This is a genomic window from Streptomyces sp. 378 (genome assembly GCF_030124145.1).
Taxonomy (GTDB): domain Bacteria; phylum Actinomycetota; class Actinomycetes; order Streptomycetales; family Streptomycetaceae; genus Streptomyces.
In genome coordinates, this window is sequence record NZ_JASKMS010000035.1 from 54,719 (window position 1) to 74,742 (window position 20,024).

19 protein-coding genes and 2 pseudogenes are annotated in these 20,024 nt (G+C 70.2%); 11 read left to right on the forward strand and 10 right to left on the reverse strand.

The annotated features are described in order from the left end of the window. Positions 1–119: 119 nt before the first annotated feature. A complete protein-coding gene (locus tag QNO09_RS33805; protein ID WP_283974045.1) occupies positions 120–980 on the forward strand; it encodes an alpha/beta fold hydrolase in 861 nt (286 codons plus the stop codon). An 86-nt stretch (positions 981–1,066) separates the two neighbouring features. Here QNO09_RS33805 and QNO09_RS33810 read toward each other — a convergent pair whose 3' ends face one another. Next, positions 1,067–2,056: a magnesium and cobalt transport protein CorA gene (locus QNO09_RS33810; RefSeq protein WP_283974046.1), complete on the reverse strand. Its 990-nt coding sequence runs from the start codon at positions 2,054–2,056 to the stop codon at positions 1,067–1,069. A 164-nt stretch (positions 2,057–2,220) separates the two neighbouring features. On the opposite strand from QNO09_RS33810, the gene QNO09_RS33815 reads away from it, so the two are divergent. From QNO09_RS33815 to QNO09_RS33825, 3 genes are all read left to right on the forward strand, one after another. Further along, complete coding sequence (locus QNO09_RS33815; RefSeq protein ID WP_283974047.1) at positions 2,221–2,424, forward strand: hypothetical protein; 204 nt, start codon at positions 2,221–2,223, stop codon at positions 2,422–2,424. Positions 2,425–2,552: 128 nt separating this feature from the next. Then, positions 2,553–3,614: a YihY/virulence factor BrkB family protein gene (locus tag QNO09_RS33820; protein ID WP_283974048.1), complete on the forward strand. Its 1,062-nt coding sequence runs from the start codon at positions 2,553–2,555 to the stop codon at positions 3,612–3,614. A 76-nt stretch (positions 3,615–3,690) separates the two neighbouring features. Then, complete coding sequence (locus QNO09_RS33825; protein WP_283974049.1) at positions 3,691–4,239, forward strand: phosphatase PAP2 family protein; 549 nt, start codon at positions 3,691–3,693, stop codon at positions 4,237–4,239. A gap of 212 nt (positions 4,240–4,451) precedes the next feature. Here QNO09_RS33825 and QNO09_RS33830 read toward each other — a convergent pair whose 3' ends face one another. The 3 genes from QNO09_RS33830 to QNO09_RS33840 form a co-directional block, all read right to left on the reverse strand. Then, positions 4,452–4,928, reverse strand: coding sequence for an ATP-binding protein (locus QNO09_RS33830; RefSeq protein WP_451521967.1), 477 nt, complete (start codon positions 4,926–4,928; stop codon positions 4,452–4,454). A gap of 285 nt (positions 4,929–5,213) precedes the next feature. After that, complete coding sequence (locus QNO09_RS33835) at positions 5,214–5,510, reverse strand: RlpA-like double-psi beta-barrel domain-containing protein (RefSeq protein ID WP_283974050.1); 297 nt, start codon at positions 5,508–5,510, stop codon at positions 5,214–5,216. Between the two features lie 237 nt (positions 5,511–5,747). Further along, on the reverse strand, positions 5,748–6,311 hold the full coding sequence (locus QNO09_RS33840; protein ID WP_283974051.1) for a dihydrofolate reductase family protein: 564 nt from the start codon (positions 6,309–6,311) through the stop codon (positions 5,748–5,750). A gap of 529 nt (positions 6,312–6,840) precedes the next feature. On the opposite strand from QNO09_RS33840, the gene QNO09_RS33845 reads away from it, so the two are divergent. Continuing rightward, positions 6,841–7,539 carry a hypothetical protein gene (locus QNO09_RS33845; RefSeq protein ID WP_283974052.1) on the forward strand — a complete coding sequence of 233 codons (699 nt, stop codon included), beginning with the start codon at positions 6,841–6,843 and terminating at the stop codon, positions 7,537–7,539. A 44-nt stretch (positions 7,540–7,583) separates the two neighbouring features. Here the strand turns inward: QNO09_RS33845 and QNO09_RS33850 are convergent, their stop codons facing one another. Further along, complete coding sequence (locus QNO09_RS33850) at positions 7,584–7,979, reverse strand: RidA family protein (protein ID WP_283974053.1); 396 nt, start codon at positions 7,977–7,979, stop codon at positions 7,584–7,586. 114 nt (positions 7,980–8,093) lie between these two features. On the opposite strand from QNO09_RS33850, the gene QNO09_RS33855 reads away from it, so the two are divergent. Further along, on the forward strand, positions 8,094–9,065 hold the full coding sequence (locus tag QNO09_RS33855; RefSeq protein WP_283974054.1) for a helix-turn-helix transcriptional regulator: 972 nt from the start codon (positions 8,094–8,096) through the stop codon (positions 9,063–9,065). A 47-nt stretch (positions 9,066–9,112) separates the two neighbouring features. Here the strand turns inward: QNO09_RS33855 and QNO09_RS33860 are convergent, their stop codons facing one another. The 3 genes and pseudogenes from QNO09_RS33860 to QNO09_RS33870 all read right to left on the reverse strand — a co-directional run bounded on the left by QNO09_RS33860 (position 9,113) and on the right by QNO09_RS33870 (position 10,595). Continuing rightward, entirely contained in the window at positions 9,113–9,631 is a 519-nt protein-coding gene (locus QNO09_RS33860) for a hypothetical protein (protein WP_451521962.1), read from the reverse strand. Positions 9,632–9,795: 164 nt separating this feature from the next. Further along, positions 9,796–10,014 (reverse strand): annotated as a pseudogene (locus QNO09_RS40115) (helix-turn-helix domain-containing protein); the annotation flags it as partial. 101 nt (positions 10,015–10,115) lie between these two features. Beyond that, positions 10,116–10,595 (reverse strand): ATP-binding protein, encoded by a 480-nt coding sequence (locus QNO09_RS33870; RefSeq protein ID WP_283974056.1) that lies wholly within the window; start codon positions 10,593–10,595, stop codon positions 10,116–10,118. A gap of 154 nt (positions 10,596–10,749) precedes the next feature. Here QNO09_RS33870 and QNO09_RS33875 point away from each other — a divergent pair, with 154 nt between their 5' ends. The 3 genes and pseudogenes from QNO09_RS33875 (at position 10,750) to QNO09_RS33885 (ending at position 13,641) form a co-directional block, all read left to right on the forward strand. Continuing rightward, positions 10,750–11,127, forward strand: coding sequence for an STAS domain-containing protein (locus QNO09_RS33875; RefSeq protein ID WP_283974057.1), 378 nt, complete (start codon positions 10,750–10,752; stop codon positions 11,125–11,127). 363 nt (positions 11,128–11,490) lie between these two features. Beyond that, positions 11,491–12,831: an SGNH/GDSL hydrolase family protein gene (locus QNO09_RS33880; protein ID WP_283974058.1), complete on the forward strand. Its 1,341-nt coding sequence runs from the start codon at positions 11,491–11,493 to the stop codon at positions 12,829–12,831. Positions 12,832–13,093: 262 nt separating this feature from the next. After that, positions 13,094–13,641 (forward strand): annotated as a pseudogene (locus QNO09_RS33885) (DUF1062 domain-containing protein). 169 nt (positions 13,642–13,810) lie between these two features. On the opposite strand, the gene QNO09_RS33890 reads toward QNO09_RS33885, so the two are convergent. Next, positions 13,811–14,089: a GlsB/YeaQ/YmgE family stress response membrane protein gene (locus QNO09_RS33890; protein WP_283974059.1), complete on the reverse strand. Its 279-nt coding sequence runs from the start codon at positions 14,087–14,089 to the stop codon at positions 13,811–13,813. Between the two features lie 443 nt (positions 14,090–14,532). Between QNO09_RS33890 and QNO09_RS33895 the strand changes: the two genes are divergently transcribed. Next, positions 14,533–15,438 carry an NAD-dependent protein deacetylase gene (locus QNO09_RS33895; RefSeq protein WP_283974060.1) on the forward strand — a complete coding sequence of 302 codons (906 nt, stop codon included), beginning with the start codon at positions 14,533–14,535 and terminating at the stop codon, positions 15,436–15,438. 936 nt (positions 15,439–16,374) lie between these two features. Next, entirely contained in the window at positions 16,375–17,562 is a 1,188-nt protein-coding gene (locus QNO09_RS33900; protein ID WP_283974061.1) for a beta-ketoacyl-[acyl-carrier-protein] synthase family protein, read from the forward strand. Between the two features lie 73 nt (positions 17,563–17,635). Here QNO09_RS33900 and QNO09_RS33905 read toward each other — a convergent pair whose 3' ends face one another. After that, positions 17,636–19,795 carry a SpoIIE family protein phosphatase gene (locus QNO09_RS33905; protein WP_283974062.1) on the reverse strand — a complete coding sequence of 720 codons (2,160 nt, stop codon included), beginning with the start codon at positions 19,793–19,795 and terminating at the stop codon, positions 17,636–17,638. Positions 19,796–20,024: the final 229 nt, after the last annotated feature.

Sequence of the window (20,024 nt, forward strand, 5' to 3'; positions counted from 1 at the left end):
AGCTCACGTGATCGTTCACAAGACTCACCACACGCCCCTAGGGTTGTGCTGTCCGGTGAGTGCCCGGGGCTGCCCGGCGCCCACCGACAACACGTCGACGGGAACGGGAGGTTCGGGCCTTGTTCGAGGACTTCGAGGTCAGGCAGGTCGAGGTCGATGAGGCATCGATCCTCGTTCGCCACGGCGGGGAGGGGCCGCCGGTGGTGCTGCTGCACGGCCATCCGCGTACCTCCGCGACCTGGCATCGGGTGGCCCCACTCCTCGTCCGGCGAGGTTTCACCGTGGTCTGCCCCGATCTCCGGGGGTACGGCCGTTCCACCGGCCCGGCGCCCACCGCGGACCACGCCGCTCACTCCAAGCGGGCCGTCGCCGGTGATGTGGTCGAGGTGATGCGCTCCCTCGGCCATGCCCGGTTCGCGCTCGCCGGGCACGACCGCGGAGGCTATGTCGCGTTGCGTCTCGCGCTCGACCATCCCGACGCGGTCTCCCAGGTGGCACTGATCGACTGCCTGCCCCTCACCGAACATCTGTCCCGCATCACGCCGGAGTTCGCCACGCAGTGGTGGCACTGGTTCTTCTTCGCCCAGCCGGAGATCCCCGAGCGGGTCATCAACGCCGACCCGGACAGTTGGTATCACGGCGACCCGCGGAGCATGGGACAGGAGAACCACGACGAGTGGCGCATGGCCACTAGGAACCCCGCCGTGGTCCGGGCGATGCTGGAGGACTACCGGGCCGGCCTCACCGTCGACCGGCGACACGAGGAGGACGACCTCGCCGCCGGAGTGCGGATCCGGTGCCCGGCACTGATCCTCTGGTCGCTCCGGGACGACCTCGAAGAACTGTACGGGAACCCGCTGAAGATCTGGCGCCGGTGGGCACCGGACGTACGCGGTCACGGCATCGACTCCGGACACCACGTGGCCGAAGAAGCGCCGGAGGCGCTCGCCTCCTCCCTCGCCGGCTTCTTCGCCCGCTGACCGAGGGGCCCCATACGCCGGTCCTCACCGGCCCGCGGTGGGTCGCGGTCACGGTCGGCGGCTGCACCGCGCAGAGGGTCGGCGTGTCACAGCCAGCCGTTGCGGCGGAAGGCCCGGTACAGCAGTCCGGCCCCCAGGGCCATCACGGCCAGCGCGCACGGATAGCCGTAACGCCAGTCCAGCTCGGGCATCTCGGCGAAGTTCATGCCGTAGACCCCTGCGACCAGCGTGGGGAGGGCCAGGATGGCCGCCCACGCGCTGATGCGGCGCATGTCGTCGTTCTGCCAGGTGCTCACCTTCGCCAGATGGGCGTCCAGGACGGAGCCGAGCAGGTCGTCCAAGGCGTGAACCTCGATGTCGGTGCGGGTGAGGTGGTCCGCGACGTCGCGGAAGTACGGCACCATCTGCCGCGGCCAGGCGTCCCGCGGTGTGGTGAAGTCATGCACCACCGGCACCAGGGGCTGGACGGCGTCGCGGAACTCCACGACCTCCCGCTTGAGTGAGTAGATCTGCTCCGTCAGGTCGTCGCGGGAGGGCGAGAACACGCACCGTTCCAGCTCGGTGAGGTCCGAGCGGACCTGTGCCGCCGCCTGTGCGTAGGCGTCGACGATCACGTCGATGACCGCGTGCAGGACACTCACCGGTCCGAGACGTGCCATCTGCGGGGCGTCCGCCAGCCGGGCGGCAGCCTCCGCCGTCGGGTCGGCCGCACCGTGCCGGACGCTCAGCGCGAAGGACGGACCGAGGAAGATCATCACCTCGCCGGTTTCGACGTCCTCGGTCTGTTCGACGAACCACAGTGTCCGCACGGCGACCGCCAGTACGTCACCGTAGCGCTCCTGCTTGGGTCGCTGATGAGCTTGGACGGCGTCCTCGATCGCCAGGGGGTGCAGCTCCAGGTACTCGCCCAGTCGCTGCAGCTCGTCCTGGTCCGGTTCGTCCATCCTGATCCAGGCGAACTCGTCCGGCTTCAGCGCGGCCAGGCGGTCGAGGACGACCTGGCATTCTTCGCCCTTCGACCGGCACTCGATCATTTCGCACTCGTCCGTCTGCTCTCGGTAGATCGCGCACTCCATGCCCCCTCGGATGCTTCCGCCACCGCGTTCCATGCGCGGGCGGCACACGGAGCCCGGGGGCCACGCGCCACCTGCACCATGCGGTCACAAGACCCTCACGTTTCTCCGCCGCCGACGGAGCCTGGGCGGGCACCCGGATGTCACCGACCGGAGGGAACTGGGCTGTGATCACTGTCGCCTTGCTGCTGCTGCCGGCTCTGGGTGTGCTGCTGTATGTCATGGATCGTGTCGAGGACCGCCTGTCGGCCCGCCCGTCGGCGGCCCGACACGCGCGTAAGCGTCACCTTCGACTGGTGCACAGCGCCGCCCCGTTCCGTACCGAACGGAGTCCGGCCAGGCATTCCGCCCAACGCGGCGAGGCAGCCTGACGCCGCCACAGGGCTGCCGGCCAGGGGCGCCCGCCCCGGCACGAGGTGCTGCCCGTGGGGGCGAATGTCCTCCGCCCCAGCCGCCCCCGTAGCCCGGTTGAGCCGACGCCCGCGGGTACTCGACGGGTATGAAGCCGCAACTTCCCGGGTGGAAAGAGCACCACGGCAGCGACGACGCAACCGAACCGGACATCCCGCCGCCTGAGGAAGTGGGCCCCGGCCCCGCGGTGGAGCGGCGCGCACCGGACAAGCCGACGAAGCTGCCGAAGACGGCATGGGCGGCGATGCCGAAAGGCTGCCTGCGTGAGTTCAGGGACGACGAGCTGGCCGACCGGGCCGCGGCGCTGACCTACTACGGCCTGTTGTCGCTGTTCCCCGCGCTGCTGGTCCTGGTGTCGCTGCTCGGACTCACCGGCAAATCCGCCACGGACGCGATGCTGGACAATCTCGAGAAGTTCACTCCCGGCGCCGCGCGTGACATCATCACCGGCGCCGTCACCCAGTTGCAGAGCAACGCGGGTATCGGGTCGATCATGGCCGTCGTCGGCATCGTCGTGGCGGTGTGGTCGGCTTCCGGATACGTGGCCGCGTTCATCCGCGCGGCCAACCGTGTCTACGACATGCCGGAGGGCCGCCCGATGTGGAAGATCCTTCCTGTTCGGGTCGGGCTGACGGTCGCGCTGTTGGTACTCGCCGTCGTCAGCGCCCTGATGGTCGTCTTCACCGGCGCCCTGGCCCGCCAGGCCGGCACGGCCCTCGGGATCGGCGACACCGCGCTGACGGCGTGGTCGATCGCCAAATGGCCCGTCCTGGTGCTTCTGGTCACGATCATGATCGCGCTGTTGTACTGGACCAGCCCGAACGCCAGGGTGAAGGGGTTCAGGTGGATCACGCCGGGCAGCTTCCTCGCCCTGGTCATCTGGATGATCGCGTCCGGTGCCTTCGCCTTCTACGTCGCCAACTTCGCGTCGTTCAACAGGATGTACGGCACCATGGCCGGTGTCATCGTCTTTCTCGTCTGGCTGTGGATCAGCAATCTGGCGATTCTCCTCGGCCTGGAGTTCGACGCGGAGATCGTCCGGCAGCGGGCGATCGCCGGGGGGCTGTGCCCGCACGAGGAGCCCTACACCCAGCCGCGCGACACCAGGAAGTGGACCGAGAAGGACCTGCGCCGGCTGGACGAGGTATGACCGTCGTCCGGCGGATGCCGGACAGGTTCGGAAGGCCTGGCTGCTTACCTCGTAGCGTTCGGGATAACCGCAGTTCATGACAGAGCTGACGAGTTTGTTCGAGGCTGATCGCGTTCTGACCCAGCGGGCGGCTTCCCGCACCCCGCCGAGAGTCGCCAAGGCGCTGTCCGCGGTCGAGGAGTGCGCGGAGAGCACCAAGCTCTGGTGCGGGGCCGCCGCGGCCATGGCCTGGCTGGGCGGATGGCGGGGCCGCAAGGCGGCGGCAGCCGGGATAGGGGCCATGGTCGTGGCACAGCTGGCGTCGAACGGCCTGTGCAAGCAGCTCGCCGACCGCCCCAGGCCGCCCGCGGAGTGGATCCCGCACGACGAGGTCGCCGACCGCCCCGACTCCTCCTCGTTCCCCTCCGGGCACACGGCGGCCGCAGTCGCCTTCACCGCCGCCGTCATCCCCGTCTGGCCGGTCGCGGGCGCGCTGTGCGCCGTTCCGGCCGCCATGGTGGCCGTGGAGCGGGTGCAGTCGGGTGCCCACTATCCCACCGACGTCGCCGCCGGGGCGGCGATCGGGCTGGCCGGCGCCTGGCTCACGCGTCATGCTCCGGCGCTGCTTCTGCGTCACTGGCGGTAACCCGATTCGCCGTGGCCGGAGGCGGCCCGGCCCATGACGAGCGGCGGACGGGACGAGGTCCCCCGCCGCCGTCCTGGAGGGCCCTGGTGCCTGCGGGCACCGCCCTCTCCGCAGCCGCAGACCCCGGAAGGATCGGGAAGGGACGACGGCGAGAGGTCGCCGTGGAAGCGCCCACACTCGGCCTGCGCAAGACCTTCGGGGGCTGTGACCCTCTACAGCGGCGGGCCTCCGGGGAAGACGGCCTCGGGTTCGGCCAGAGCGATGCGGGCCGTGATGCGCTTGCCGACGGCCTCCCGATCGATGGACAGGCCGTCGGTCACCGCTTCGACGATCTCCAGGCCGTGGCCGCCGATCCGGCCGGGGTCCGCGGCCCGGGCCGCGGGCACCGTCGGGTCACTGTCCCGCACGACGACCTCCACCGCGCGTACGGTGAGGCCGAACTCCACGAGAACGGGTCCGGAGGCGTACTTGCAGGAGTTGGTGACCAGTTCGCTGACCACCAGTTGGGTGAGGTCCATCGCGCGCGCCGGCACCAGCAGGCCATAGTCGTCACCGGCTTGGTCGAGGAAGGCGACGGCGTGCTGGCGGGCGTCCGCGATGCAGCCGTCGTCACCGCCCAAGGCAATGCCGACGCGCGTCAGATGCCCTTCCGGTGTTGTACATCCGTCACCATCAACAGCACATGCCACTGGCCTCGCCCTCACTCCCCGCTTGCCGTGCCAGTACCCCCTGATCCGCCACGCATGCCGCGCGGACGGGTGCGCACCGGTGGTGTGGGCGCATACCGGCCGGGGGCGGCCCGGTCCCGCACGACGTCGGCTCTCCGGGAGCCGGTGCGCGATCGTCTGCGGCGCCATGACGATACGACGGCTACCGTCCTGGTAGCCGGTGCGCGATCGTCCCCGGCCCTGTGACGGTGAAGGGCCTGTGCCGACATGACGGTGAAGAGGCTTGTGCCGACCGCCTGTCGGTTGTCAGAGGAAGGTCCACGTCACGGCGATCCTCCCCGCGCTGAGGGGAGCGATCTCCTGGAACGCCGCCGGTGACAGATCGAGGTCGCCATGGCCACAGCCCGGACAACTGTCCGCGACGGTGACGTCCACCTGGCCGTCCGGGCCGGTCACCCGGATCTTCCTGCCGCACAGGTCCGGGCTGTACTGCGCCGTGTTGAGGGCCGCGACGAAGTCGGTGTTCTGGTGGAAAGTGCCGCAGGCGCCGAGGCCGACGTCGTAGTACGTGGCCTCGCCGCTATAGGTGTCCCGTGCTGACACGGCCGACCGAGCCGATCCGTACGCCGCGGCGTTCCCCGGTCCAGCACACCCCAGAAGGAGCGCCACCACACCGGCGAAGACCCCGAGTGGCCTGACTGATCTGTGATTCATGCCGGTACAGCTACAGGTCACGGCCACAACGCGCCAAGAACCCATGGGCCGAACGGGGCGCCAGGTCCTCGGCACCCCCGGTACGGCATCAGTCGGCAGGCGCCGGCCGGCGTCCCAGCGCCCGTCCTACCGCACCACGCGGTAACGGAGGTACACCGTCTTCGAACTGAGGGTGCGGGTCTCGGCGAGTTCGAGATCCACCCTGCGCTCGTTCCGGGGGAAGAACGGAATGCCACCGCCCACCAGCACCGGGTGGACCACGGTTCGGTACTCGTCGATCAGATCCAGTGCGGCCGCCTCGGCGGCGAGGGTCGCGCCCCCGATCGCGATGTCGCCCTCCCCCGGTTCGGCCCGCAACCGCTCGATCTCCTCCGCCAGACCGCCGGAAGCGAGACGGGCGTTGCCCTGCACCGCCGACAACGTGGTGGAGAACACCACCTTCGGGAGGGGATTCCAGAGCGCGGTCCACTCGCGCTCGGAGTCGTCGAGCGAGGGGTCCTGAGCGGCGGTCTCCCAGTACAGCATCGTCTCGTACAGCCGTCGTCCCAGCAGATGGACGCCGACATCCCGGATCTCCTCGATCCAGAAGCGGAAGACGGCGTCGTCCGGCGTCGTCCAGTCGAAGCCGCCGTCCGGCCCGACGATGTAGCCGTCCAGTGAGACGCCCATCGAATAGGTCACGCTGCGCATGAGCAGTCCTCCTCGGTAGCGGATCCGACAGTAGGGCCACCGGACCCCGTGGGAGCCACCCCGACGCGCGCAATCCCCCCGCGCCAACCGCCGATAGGGCGCTTGCCCGACTGCCGCGGGTTCCGAGTCGTCCTGGCCGGCCGTCACCGGCCGTCGGTGCTCCCTGAACCGTGTCCGCTTGGTCAGCGATCCGCGCCGGGGCTCTTCCGGCCGCGGTGATCGGCAGGACTGTCCCGCCACCCTTTCGCGGTGCGCGGTTGTCGCTGACATCTTCGGGCACCTCCCGCCCCGGTCGCAGGAGACAACTCCCGTCGGCAGCAGTCCTGTTGTACACCGCGCATGACAGTACCGAGGGTCGTGCCGAGCAAAGGAACATCACTCGACGGGAACAACCGGCTTCTCTTGTCCGTACCATCACTACACCAAGGCATCTTGCGGCACATGCGGCGTTGCTGCCGACCGACGAGACTCCTGCCCGAGAGCAGGCATCATCGCGGCACGGCCACACGCCCAGGAAAGGTTCACCACCATGCCCGAGACAACAGTTCCCGCCACCGAACTGGCATCGCAGTACATCAACCAGGTGACCGGCGACCTTGAGTCGAACGTCAAGGAACAGGAACGCATCAATGCGGAGATCGCCGCTCTGCAGGAGCAGCTCGCCGCTCTGCAGCGCGACCACACCGTACTGGTGAACGTGCAGAAGGCACTCGGTATCGCAAAGGCTCAGGCCGAGCAGACCACCGAGCCCGAGAGGGTCGAGGTTCCTTCTCCACGGCGGAAGAAGGCCGGTGCCGCATCCGGCGGGAAGGCCAAGGCACCTGCCTCCTCCGCCGCGCCGCGCAAGAGCACCGCCAAGAAGTCCCCGGTCGAGGGGGCGGAAACCGCGAAGGCGGGTGCTGCGAAGGTGAGCACCGCGAAGGCGGGCGCTTCGAAGGCGGGCGCTTCGAAGGCGGCGGCTCAGCCCACCCTCGTGGAGCTCATCCGGCGGCACCTCGCCGACCAGAAGGAACCTCGATCCGCCGCGGAGATCTCCACAGCGCTCGGCAAGGCACATCCCAAGCGCGACATCGCCGCCAAGGTCGTCCGCGTCACGCTTGAGGGACTCGTCGCCAAGAGCCAGGCCGAGCGCACCAAGCAGGGCAGGTCAGTCTTCTACAGTGCGCCGGCGTCCGAGCCGACCCCTGCTCCCGAGACGCAGGCGCAGAACGACGACGCGGACCACTGACCGCTGACGCCGAGCGCGGCAGCTCGACGGGCCGCAAGGTCACCTCACGCCACGGCGGTTCCCTCCAGCTCGACCATCTGGCCGGGGATCGCCAGTCGGGTCACCCCGAGCATCGTCGTGGTGGGCGCCACCCCGGCCGCGGCCAATCGCCCCGCCAGTACGCCGTAGTGCGGGAACAGCAGATCCACGTCGGTGGTGTAGACGTTGAGCCGGACCAGGTTCGCGAGGGACATGCCGGCCGCGCCGAGCACGGCCTCCAGGTTGGCGAGGCTCAGCGCCAACTGCGCGGCCATGTCGCCCTCGTGCTCCGGCTTGCCGTCGCCGCTCATCGCGGTCTGTCCGGAGCAATACAGGGTCCGGGTGTGCCCGGTGACGATCTCACCCTGGTTGAAGCCCTTCTCCACCGACCACGTCACCGGGTTGACTGCCGTGCGTTCCACTGCCACATCAGCTCCTCGAAGCATCGGGTTGCCGTCGTCGTGGTCGACGTCGGTGCACAGCAGCCTTCCAACAAAGCACGACACCCTTCGTCATGTATTCGATACGGTTCCCGCATGCGCGCCGATCGGCTGGTCTCGCTGGTGCTGCTGCTGCGTCAGCGCGGCCGGCTGACCGCGGGCACCCTCGCCCGCGAGCTCGAGGTGTCCACTCGTACTGTGCTGCGCGACATCGAGGCGCTGTCCGCGGCCGGCGTACCGGTCTACGCCGAACGCGGTCGGCACGGCGGGTTCGCGTTGCTGCCCGGCTTCCGCACCGAGCTCACCGGACTGAATCACGACGAGACCCTTGCCCTGCTGACCGCCGGATCGCAGCGCGGCGAGCAGGCATTCGGCCTCGGCTCGGCGCTCGCTTCGGCCATGCGCAAGGTGGTCGACGCGCTTCCCGAAGATCATCGAGCCACCACGAGCGACGCGGCCCGGCGTTTTCTCGTCGAGCCGGAGACCGATCTGCTCTCCCGCCGGCCGGTCACAGAGGAGGTGCCCGGCACGGTCATGACCGAAATCCGGCGGGCGGTGCTCGCCGGACACAAACTACGCATCCACTACGCGGCCACCGGCCAGCCACCGCGATGGCGCACGGTGGACCCGATCGGCTTGGTGACCGTACGTGACCGTGGCTACCTGCTGGCCACGAGAGCCGCCGCGGACCGCACCTACCGGCTGTCGCGGGTGTCGGCGGCCGAGGAACTCCCCGAACCGGCACAGCGACCGGACCGGGTCGAGCTGGACCGGGTCTGGCAGGAACGCTGCGCGCGGTTTCTGGCCGACGGCCATATCGTCGTGCGGATACGGGTGGCTCCCAAGCGGCACGAGGACTTGCTCAGCAGCGTGGTGGCCGTCCGCGCGACGGAACCCGGCCCAGACGGCTGGTTGCGGCTCGACGTGACGTTCCAGGATCTACGCCACGCCGAGTGGGCGCTGTGGCGGCTGGGCACGGACGCGGAGGCCCTCGCCCCGGCGTCGTTGCGTACCGCGCTGCGCGATCGCGCAGCCGCGATGGCCACCCGTTACGAGGACGCATCCTGAGAGCCGGTCGGCCGCGGCGGGCCGCCAACGGTCCCGGTCGCGCCTCCTCAATGCCCGGCAGCCACCTTCACGAGGGCGACCGCCACACCGATCGCCGCGTCCACGAGGCCGGCCACCACCGCCGCCAGGGCGCCGCCTCCCGTGCGCAGCCCGCCCAGGCAGCCCCACAGGAAGAGCGAGACGACGCACACTCCCGCCGCCGCCAACAGCGCGGCGTCCAAGGACAGGACGTCCAGCGCCGCCAAGGCGATCAGCACGGCCGGGCCTGCGGCGCAGGAGAGCAGTGGGCTGCTCACGTACAGCATGCGGCGAAGCTCGTGGCCGGTGGCGAAGTGGCGGTGGACGGTGCGGTGCGCCTGCTGGTCGGCGACGAGCGCCGCGAGCCACAGACCCAGTGCGGTCGTCACAACCGTGGCGACAGCGCCGAGGGAACCGACGTCACCGAGCGACAGACCGACCACCACGGCGATCATCGTGATGGTCGCGTAGATGCGCTCCTTCAGACGGTCCGCCAGTACACCGGCCTCCGTGCCGGAGGGCTGGTCCGCTCGCCCGTGGTCCGTCACCTGATGCCCCTTGCCTCACCCCGGGCCGCCGGTGGTGCGTCCCGGGTCGGTCGTCGCGGCACACGCGAGTGCCGTACCGCCGTCACGGCAACCAGCATGCCCCGGGCCACGGGTCGAGACCGGCAACCCGGGCGCGGGGCGGAAGCCGTTTCGGGACCGGCTGCCGCCGACGGGGACGGCCGCGGCCGCACTCCTGGCCACCGCGTCCCTGACCGCGGCTGAGGTGCCTCGCCCTCGGCCCGCCAGCGACGAACCCACTTGTGGGCGGTGGCGCGGGAGATGCCCATCTCGGCCGCGACATGCGCGACCGGACGGCCGGCACAGACACGTTCGACCAGCAGCCGCCTGCCGTGAACGGTCAGCCGGGCATTACGGTGGGACACGAAGACCTCCGTGCGGTGCAGTCCTAGACAGCTCCACCACACCGGAGGTCTTCGCCATGATCAAGACCCGTACGTGTCAACAACCCTCGTGATCAATACACCTAGTGCCGGTCGTTCTGGGGCGTGTCGGCAGGGTCGTCCGTCAGGGCGATGCGGGCGGTGACGCTCTTGCCGAATCGCTCCAGCCGCGCTTCGAAGTCCTGGGCGACCGTCATCACGATCTCCAGGCCGTGCTGGCCCACCCGGCCGGCGTCGGCACCCCTGGCCACCGGCAGTACCGGGGCGGAATCCCACACGGTCACCTCGACCACATCACCATCGACGCGGAGGTTCATCAGTGCCGGGCCCGGTGCGTACTTGCAGACATTGGTCACCAGCTCACTGACCACGAGTTGCGTGAGATCCAGGCCTCGCCGGGAGACCTTCAGCCCTCGTTCGGCCTGCCCCCTGGCCAGGAAGTCCGCAGCCAGGTGCCGGGCCTGAGCGATATCGGTGCCGGCCCCGTCCAGAGCCACACTGGTCTGCCAAGCACGCCCGGCCGGGGCCGCGTCCTCACGGCCCGAGGGCTCTGGTTCCCTCATCGCTGCCTTCGCTCCCCGTACACACGTTCCGCGTACCCGGGTGAGCGCGGTCGACGCTCCGATGCGCCCGTCGTCGGCTCCGCCATCCGGCGGCGTTGGCCCTACGATGCAGGGAGCGCCCGGTACACATTTCCGGTCTGCCAGTATCACCGACATGGCTGAGGGAGATATGACGAACCCCGAACCAGCTGAGAGGTCGGACCAGCTGTCGGTCGTCTCCACCACCATGGAAGGCATCCGCGTCCTGACGCTCACCGGAGAGATCGATCACCACACCGGCAACCGGTTCCAGCAGGCTCTGTACTTCTCCGATGCCGCGTGCCATCGCGTGGTGGTCGACATGAGCGGTGTGACCTTCATGGACTCCACCGGCATCAACATCCTCATCACCGCCCACCGCACGCTCAGCGAAGCCGGCGGCTGGCTGCGTCTGACCGCAGCGGGCGAGTCCGTGAAGCGCACGATGCACATCGTCGGCATCGACACCATCCTCGACTGCCGCGAAACCCTCCACGAGGCTCTCAGCGCCTGATGGGCCGCCGAAGACCCGAGCCGATCGGATGACGGGGTTGCATCGGGCCGTGGCCGGTCACTACGGCAGCGCGATGTTTCGGCCGTCGATCGGTATGCGCCGCGCCGACGCCAGGGAATTCCACACGCGTGCGGACACACGGACACTCTCCCGCCCTCCACTCGCGTCCCCTGCATCACCGCACGTCGCAGGCTCCTTGACCCTGACGAGCGAGCAGCTCTACATTCCCCAGGCAGTTCGCACCCATGTCATCAGTCCTTCTACGTGAACGCCTGCGTCTCCCCTTCACCACCGCTTCCACTTCACGAGGTCCGGCCTGACCGGTTCGAAGCACATACCCGCGCAGACGGAGGAATGCCGTTCATGAAACGGAGATCAGCTTCGGGGCGTGTCGTCGTCACACCGGCTGTGGCGGCCACCGGTCCCTTCGCCTCCGCGGCGGCGGGTGCGGCGCGCGCCGAAGCGACCCACCCGTCCGGCTACCCCAGCCCGACGACGAAGGGCGCGCACTGGGTCACCACATGGACCGCCGTGCCCCAACTGACCGAGCCCGCCGACCTGCCGCCCGCTCCGTTCACCCGGGGCGACCGCGTCCTGGTGGACGCCACACTGCGCCAGACGGTACGCGTGTCCGTGGGCGGCCGGTACACGCGGATACGCCTGTCCAACGCGTTCGGGGGTACGGACCTGCCCGTCACCGCCGCCTCCATGGCACACCCGGCGGACGGCAAGGCGGGCGTCAGCGCCGTCGTGCCCGGCAGTGCGCGTCCGGTGACGTTCGGCGGGCGTGCGGGCATCGACATTCCGAAGGGCGCTCAGGCGGTCAGCGACCCACTGGACTTCGAGGTCCGGCCGGGGAGCAATCTGACCGTCACGCTCTACCTGGCCGACGGCCAGGCATCGGGCTCCATCACCTCACACCCGGGCTCGAGAACGACCTCCCACATGCTGTCCGGTGACCACCTCGGCGACAGCGACCTGCCCGGCGCCACCCCGGTCGATCACTGGTACTTCCTCAGCGGCCTCGAGGCGTGGTCCACCCGCACCACCGCCGCGGCCGTGATGCTGGGGGACTCACTCACCGACGGACGCGGATCCACCACCAACGGAAACGACCGGTGGCCCGATCAGCTCCTCGACCGGCTCCAGTCCCGGCCTGCCACCTCCGACATCGCGATCCTCAACCAAGCGGCCGGAGGCAACCGCGTCCTGCACGACGGCCCGGGCCCCAACGCGCTGGCCCGTCTGGACCGTGACGTCCTCGCCCAGAGCGGCGTCAGCCGCCTCCTCGTCTTCCAGGGGATCAACGACATCCCCGGCGGAACCTCGGAGTCGACGGCGGAGCAGGTCACGGCCGACCTCGTCAACGCCTACCGGCAGATCATCACCCGAGCACACGCCCAGGGCATCCGCGTCTACGGAGCCACGCTCACCCCCTTCGAGGGGAACGGCTACGACGACGCCGCCGGCCTCCACGAGTCCTCCCGGCAGGCGGTCAACGCGTGGATCCGCACCAGCGGCCGATTCGACGCCGTCATCGACTTCGACCAGGCGGTCCGCGATCCCCGGAACATCCGTCGGCTCTCCCCCGCCTACGACGTCGGCGACCATCTTCACCTCAACCCCGCCGGTTACCGGGCCCTTGCCGACACCGTCCCCACCGAGCTCTTCCAGCAGACCCCTGCCCCGCCCGGCTTCACCTGACCGAGCAGGCGGCAGCGACATGGCGGTGGTGGACGCACCGAGACTGACGGCGCCGATGGGGAGCCCGTCGCCGTGAGCCGCTCGAGAAGCGGTGGAACCGCGCGGCCGTTCGCCACTAGCGTGCCGACGGACCGAGTCATCTGGGCAAGGACGTGCCGTTGTACACCCTGTGAGACCTTCCGAGCGCTGATGTGTCGCGCGTCGCGCCTGCGCGCCGCGCTGCTTTTTGCTGCGGACTTCTCACTGGAACCGGTGTACTTCTGTGCTCGATACCTGGGTGGTCGCGCCCGTCTGCCTGCCGCTCGTCATCCGCCGTTGCCACGCGTGCGCGTCGCAGCGATTCCGGGCAGACGGCGCGTTCCGTGTCAACGCGAACCACAAACTCATCGACGCCTGGCTCCTCGCGCTCTGTACCTCCTGCGAGGAAACGGCGAAGCTCACCGTCCTGGAGCGGATGCGTGTGCGCTCCGTACGACCCGAACTGCTGGACCGGCTGCACGGCAACGACCCCGCCCTGGCGGAGAGTTGCTGCAGGATTCGGTCGTGCGGCGCCGCAATCGCATCGCCCTCGACTGGAACGACGCCTGGCGTCTCGACACCGGCGGTTCGGATCCTGGGGACCGCGAAGTGGTCGAGGTCGCGGTCCGTTTCGCGGCACGGATTCCCGTCCGGCCGGTGCGGCTCATCGCCCAAGGATGCGGTTTTTCACGGGCCGAGACCGAGAGGCTGATCGCGGAAGGGATGCTCGTTTCGGCAGTCCGGCTGAACGGCAAGCTCTCCGACGACTTCACCTGCGCGCTCAAACGCTGAGCGCTCCTCGAGGCCAGGGGCCTGCCGTGCCGTGCAGGGTTGCCTCCCTGAGCGAGGCGGGGACGACCCGGTCGTTGCGGAGCGCGCGGCCCGGACACGCCAGGGCGGCTCCGTCCCCTGTGCCGGGGAAGGAGCCGCCCATGTCTCCTGAGGCGTATGCCTCAACGCGTCATGCGTGACGGTGCGAGTGCCGGTTGCCGGTGACGAGGCGGTAGATGGCGAGCAGGACCAGGGAGCCGACGATCGCGGCGATCCAGGTGGAAAGGTGGAAGAACCCGTCCATCGAGTCGACCCCGAAGATCACCTTGCCGAGCCAGCCACCGAGCAGACCGCCGGCGATGCCGATGAGCATGGTGATGATGATGCCGCCCGGGTCCTTGCCCGGCATCAGGGCCTTGGCGATCGCGCCGGCGAGCAGCCCGATGATGATCCAAGCAATGATGCCCATGGTGCGTCTCCGCTTCGTCGTATAAGGGATGTGTTAGTTCATCGGGTACGCCGATTCCGCCCGAGCAAACATCTCCTCCTGGTGTCGACTCCATGGGACCGGGAGCCGAGGGGTGGAACGGGCGGCACGGGCAGCCTGTTTGACAGTCCGTCCGCCGCTCGCACCCTCAGTGCCCTTCGTCGTTGCGGGCGGCGACCTCCCGAACGGCCTCCGCGATCGCCGGGTGGTCCGGGCCCTGCGCGGCTCCGAAGGTGACCCGAGGCGCGCGGCGTGCTCCTCGGTCGGCTGGTTCGTTGTTTCCAGCGAGCGACAAGCCAACGTTGCATTCACCAAAGCGGAAACTGCTTCGTTGTACGACGTTGCGATGCGCGGAAACCAGAGCAGACCGGGTGCGCTCCGGTCCGCGGCAGCCGTTTCGGGCTGCCGTTCCGTACCCTGACCGCATGCGCATGCGCCCCACCCTGAGCTGGACCCCGGCCGAGGATCTGCCGCCGGGCACCACGGATCCGGAGCCGGTCGTCGATGCGCTGAGCACCGGCGGTGTGCTGGTGCTCAGCGGAGCGGGGATCTCCACGGAGTCGGGCATCCCCGACTACCGGGGCGAGGGCGGGAGCCTCAGCCGGCACACGCCGATGACCTACCAGGACTTCATCGCCGACGCCCAGGCCCGGCGCCGGTACTGGGCGCGCAGCCACCTCGGCTGGCGCAGCTTCGGCCGGGCCCTCCCCAACGCCGGGCACCGGGCTGTGGCCGCCTTCGGACGACAGGGCCTGCTCTCGGGTGTCATCACGCAGAACGTGGACGGCCTGCACCAGGCCGCCGGCAGCGAGGACGCCGTGGAACTCCACGGGACCCTGGCCAGGGTCGTCTGCCTTTCGTGCGGCGCCTTCAGTCCGCGCCGTGAGCTCGCCCGGCGACTGGAGGAGGCCAATCCGGGGTTCGAGCCCGTGGCGGCCGGAATCAATCCGGACGGTGACGCCGATCTCACCGACGAACAGGTCGGAGGTTTTCGCGTGGTGCCCTGCGTGATCTGCGGCGGGATCCTGAAGCCGGACGTCGTGTTCTTCGGCGAGACCGTTCCGCCGCAGCGCGTCGAACACTGCCGCGAACTGGTCCGCAGGGCGACTTCGCTGCTGGTCCTGGGCTCCTCGCTGACGGTGATGTCGGGGCTCCGCTTCGTCCGCCAGGCAGCCCAGGCCGGGAAGCCCGTACTGATCATCAACCGGGACCAGACCCGAGGTGACCAGCACTCCCTCACGAGGGTTTCACTTCCGCTGGGAACGGCCCTCACCAGCGTGGCAGACCGGCTCGGCATTCCGGTCGACGGCCGGGCGGAGGAGAGAGCGTGACCGGGCGGGGATTCCCCGACCGTCGGTGAGGCACGGGAGACGAGCCGCGTGCGCTTCGACCTCACCGTCACGGGCGCGGTGTTTCCGGATGCATCCGGCGCGGCCGGGCCGTTCGGCAACTCCCGGGCCGCGGCACGGCATTCGGCCAGGGACGTCGCGGCGGCGGGGTTGTCGCCCTGGCAGAGTGCGATCCACGCCTTCATCGCCAGCGCCCGGCGATCAGCGTCGACGTGTCCAGGGCCGCCGCGGCCGATGGATGCCGTACACCCGGTGGCGGCGGCCCGCCCGGGCCGTGACGAGCAGCCGTTCCAGCCGGTGCTCCCTCCCCCAGCGGGCTGCTGAAGAAACAGCAGTACGCGCGGGCCGGGTTGACCGGCTGCCACGCCGTCGACCTGCCCTCCCTGCTCTGACCGTGGGCCAGGACCGTCCGGCCGGGCGGGAGGTGGAGGTGATCGCCCGAGGGCTGACCGAAGTCACCGGGCTCTGCTACTCCCGGCGGCGTGCGCCGACGCCGCCCAGCACCTCGCCCCGCTGACCCGCGCGGCCGGCATCGCCCTCGTCGAACGGCCGGGTCCGCACACCCTCTCCCTCTACGCGGGCCGTCTGCTTCCGCCCATCGCCGCGCACCGCTGCCCGGCTACGCGCTCGCCTGCCCGCGCGGATCCGGGAGCACTTGCTGATCGAACAGCCCCCGATTCTCCGCCACTTCCGCACCGCAGGCTGGAATCCGAGTCGTCGTGAGGCGTGTCACACCCTTCAAAGTGCGCCTAAGTTGTCTGCATCACAGCGGAAATGTCCATTTGGCGTGCATGCTCGAATCGGATGCCGACGCCCGAAATGGGCCTCATCGGCGTCTTCTTGGGCGCGAAGCTCCAAAGTGACCCATGGCACAGCACGCGTGGCATTCCCCCTGTTCTCCTTGGAAGGTGCACCATCATGGCCGCTTACCTCTGCCCCCCTGCCGTGATACACGGCGAGCACGCCGTGAAGACCAGCCAGATCGTGGCGGAGGTGAGCGACCGGCATCCGCAAGCGGCGTGGGCGCCTCGCATCGACGGCATCGCCGCCAGTACCGGCATCGAGACCCGTGGCTGGATGCTGCCACTGGAGGCAGCCGTCGCACCCGGCAAGGGCAACGGACTGCGGGCTGTCGGCGTCCAGCCGGCCCAACAGGCACTGACGCGCGACGGGTTCACCCGGCAGGACGTGGACCGCGTGATCGCCACCCTCGAAACCGTACCCGCGCCGCAGACCGTCCAGGAGCGCACGGCGCCGGCGTGGGAGGCCGTGCAGTCCTACGGTGAGCATGCGGCGCGCGGGGCCCTGCAGATCGCCGGACTGGACGCCGCGGACGTCGACTGCCTGATCACCAGTCACTCCACGACCCCAGCACTTCCCGGCCTGGACATAGCCCTGGCCAACAAGCTTCCGCTCCGCGACGACGTGATGCTGCTGCCGGCCACGCAGTGGGCCTGCATAGCGGGGACCCGTTCCCTGGCGCTGGCCGCGGACCTCGTGGCCGCCGACCCCGACCGGGTGGTCCTGGTCGTCATAGCGGAGGCGCTCAGTACGACCTACCAGCCCGCGGACGACACCCTCGAGTCCCTGATCGTCCGGTTGCTGTTCGCGGACACCGCGGTCGCCGCGGTGCTCACGGGCCGCCCGAGGCCCGAGTCGGTGCTGCGGCTGGACGCCGCCTGGCACCACACCCTGCCCGGCACCCAGGATCTGCACCGCCTGGAGACGCGGGCGGACGGGACCCACTTCGTGATGGACCGGCGCGGGCCGCGCGCCGTACAGCAGACCGTCACCGCGATGTGGGAGTGGCTGCGCGTCCGGTACCAGGACGACCCCACCTCCTGGCACCCCGACGTACTGCTCGCGCACCCCGGCGGGACCCGGGTGCTGGAGTACATGGAGCAGACGATGCCCGACGCGTGGCCGGCGGGGTTGCTGGACTACAGCCGGGAGAGCTACACCAGCGGCAACCGCGGGGGCGCCGCCGTGTTCGACATTCTGCGGCGGGCGCATGACGCCGGGCAGCAGAAGCCGGGCCATCGCGCCGTTCTGTACGCGGCCGCCCCGGGTCTCACCGCCACGGCCCTGGACGGCGTGTGGCTCTAGCGCGAGGGCGCCCCGCCGGGGGCCGGCCCACGGGCCCCCGGCGTCACCGCGTAGTCCCCGGCGCGCAGCCGCGTCACCTCGCGACCTCCGCCCAGACCACCTTCCCGGTGTCCGTCCAGCGCACCCCCCACCGGGTGGTGAGCCGGTGCACGATGCTCAGGCCACGGCCACCGTCGGCGAGCAGGTCGACCCGCCTCACGCGCGGTCTTCCGTTGCCGGTGTCACCGACCTCGCACAGCAGACCCTGACCGGACCTGATCAGCCGGACCGTGACGGGACCGGTGGCGTAGCGCACCGCGTTCGTGACCAGCTCGCTGACCAGCAGCATCACGCTGTACCGGGTGTCGTCCCGGGTGCGCCACTGCCTCAACAGGGCGGAGACCTGCGCGCGGGCGCGGGCGGGGGCGTCGCGGCGGGCGGGCAGTCGCCAGGTCGCCGTGTCCTCCTTGCGGTAGCCGATCATCCGAGCGAGCAGCAGGGTCACATCGTCACGCTGGCGCGCGGGGGCCACCGCCGAGACGATGTGCCGTACGGCCTGTTGCAGGGCGTCCCAGGGATGCACCAGGGACACGGCGCCCGCGAGCCTGCCGATGCCCTCGTCGATCGACAGTGCGGGGTCCTCCACCAGACCGTCGGTGTACAGGGCGAGCAGGGAACCCGGCGGTGCGGCGAACGTGTACACGTCGAACGGCTCGCGCAGCGCGAACTCGGCGCCCAGACCCGGGTGAGGTCGGACCGGGAGCGGCCCCGCGTGCCCGTCCGGGGAGACCAGAACCGGGGGGAGGTGGCCGGCGCTGGACAGCGCCACGTCGTGCCTGACCGGATCGTAGAGGGCGATGCAGCAGGTCGACCCGAGGGCGCTGTAGCCGGCCGCCAGCCCGGAGTCCGCGTCGTCCAGCATCGACACGGTCTCGTCCAGGTGCTCCAGCACCTCGTCGGGGGCGAGCCCCGCGGACAGCAGCGCGCGGGCCTCCATACTCAGCTGGCCCATGGTCGCCGCGGCCCCCAGGCCATGGCCGACGACGTCACCGACCACCAGCGCGGTTCGGCCGTCGGGCAGGGGAAAGCTGTTCACCCAGTCGCCGCCGACGCCCGCGCTGTCGGGGGTGGCGGGCTGGTAGACGCTGGCGATCTCGACGGTGGCGCCGCCCGTCCGCGGCAGGAGCCTGCGCTGCAACGCCAGCACCTGCGTGTGCTCACGCTGGTGCTGACGAGCCAGGTCGACGTGATGGGCGGTCCTGGCCACCAGTTCCTGCAGGTCGAACAGCTCGCTGTCGCGGAAGGGGCAGTCGGCCCGGCGCCAGACCTCCGCCACGCCCAGCATGACGGGCGGAGTGCCGTCCAGGACCAGTGGTATGCACGCCACACCCGCCGACCGGTCGCTGGGCACCAGGGCGCGCGCGACGCGTGGGCTGCCGAAGACCCGCTCGACCGCCTCCCGGTCGGGTATGACGATGGTCTGCGGGGCGTCGTCCCGCAGTACAGCCTGGGTCAGCAGGCGGCTCGCGTCGCCGGGCAGGTCGTCGCCCGGGGTCATGTACCCCTCGGGCCACGCACGGTCCGGCACCAGGGCCGCCCGCCGCAGGCGGATGCGCCCCTGCCCCTTCCCGGACACTCCCTCGCCCGTCCAGACGGCGAAGTCGAGGTCGACGGCGGCGACGTCGCCCCAGGCCAGCAGGGACTCCGCCAGGGACTGCGCGGTCTCTCCGATGTCCAGCGAGGTGCCGATCGCGGTCTCGGCGGCGTAGAGGTGCAGCCGCCTGGCCATGGCGATCAGGGAGACGGTCAGGCCCTCCTCCGGCGCCGCGGCGGGCAGGATGCTCATCGAGACGACGAGCTCCGAACCGTCGCCACGTCGCAGGCGCTGGATGCGGGCGACGTGCGCCTCACCGCTCTGGAGAACCTGCCGCAACCGCCGTGTGACCGTCGCCACGTCCCCCGGGGGCAGCAGCTCGACGAACGATTTCCCGGCCCCCGCCTCCAGGCCCCTGAACACGGGGGCGTCCAGGTTGCAGCGGGTGATGTACAGGTCCATGTCCAGGTTGACGGCGCCGAGGATCTGCTCCTGACGGCTCGCCGTCGGGTCGTCGGGGACCCGTGGGCCCGTGGGGCGGTCGCCCCGCGCGTCGGCAGAACCGGCCGTTGTCGCTCCACCGCGCGGGATGTAGCGCCCCAGAGCGCGGCTGACCAGGTCGAACGCCGAGGAGGACGAGGGCGGGGGTGTGGAGTCCATGCGGCTCTCTCAGCAATCCCCGGTACGGTGCCGGGGCAGTGTGCGGACCCGTGCGGCGGGGCCCCGAGATCCCTGACCGCACTCCTCATTGAATAACACGGGGGCCCGTTCGACCACACCCGGCACTGTGCCCGGCGAACGCGGAGAGTGGCCCCGGTAGCCCGGCCGTAGCCATCGGCCGCGTGTCCCGGCCGCCGTGCGCCGGTGGGACGTCGGCGCTGCTCACACT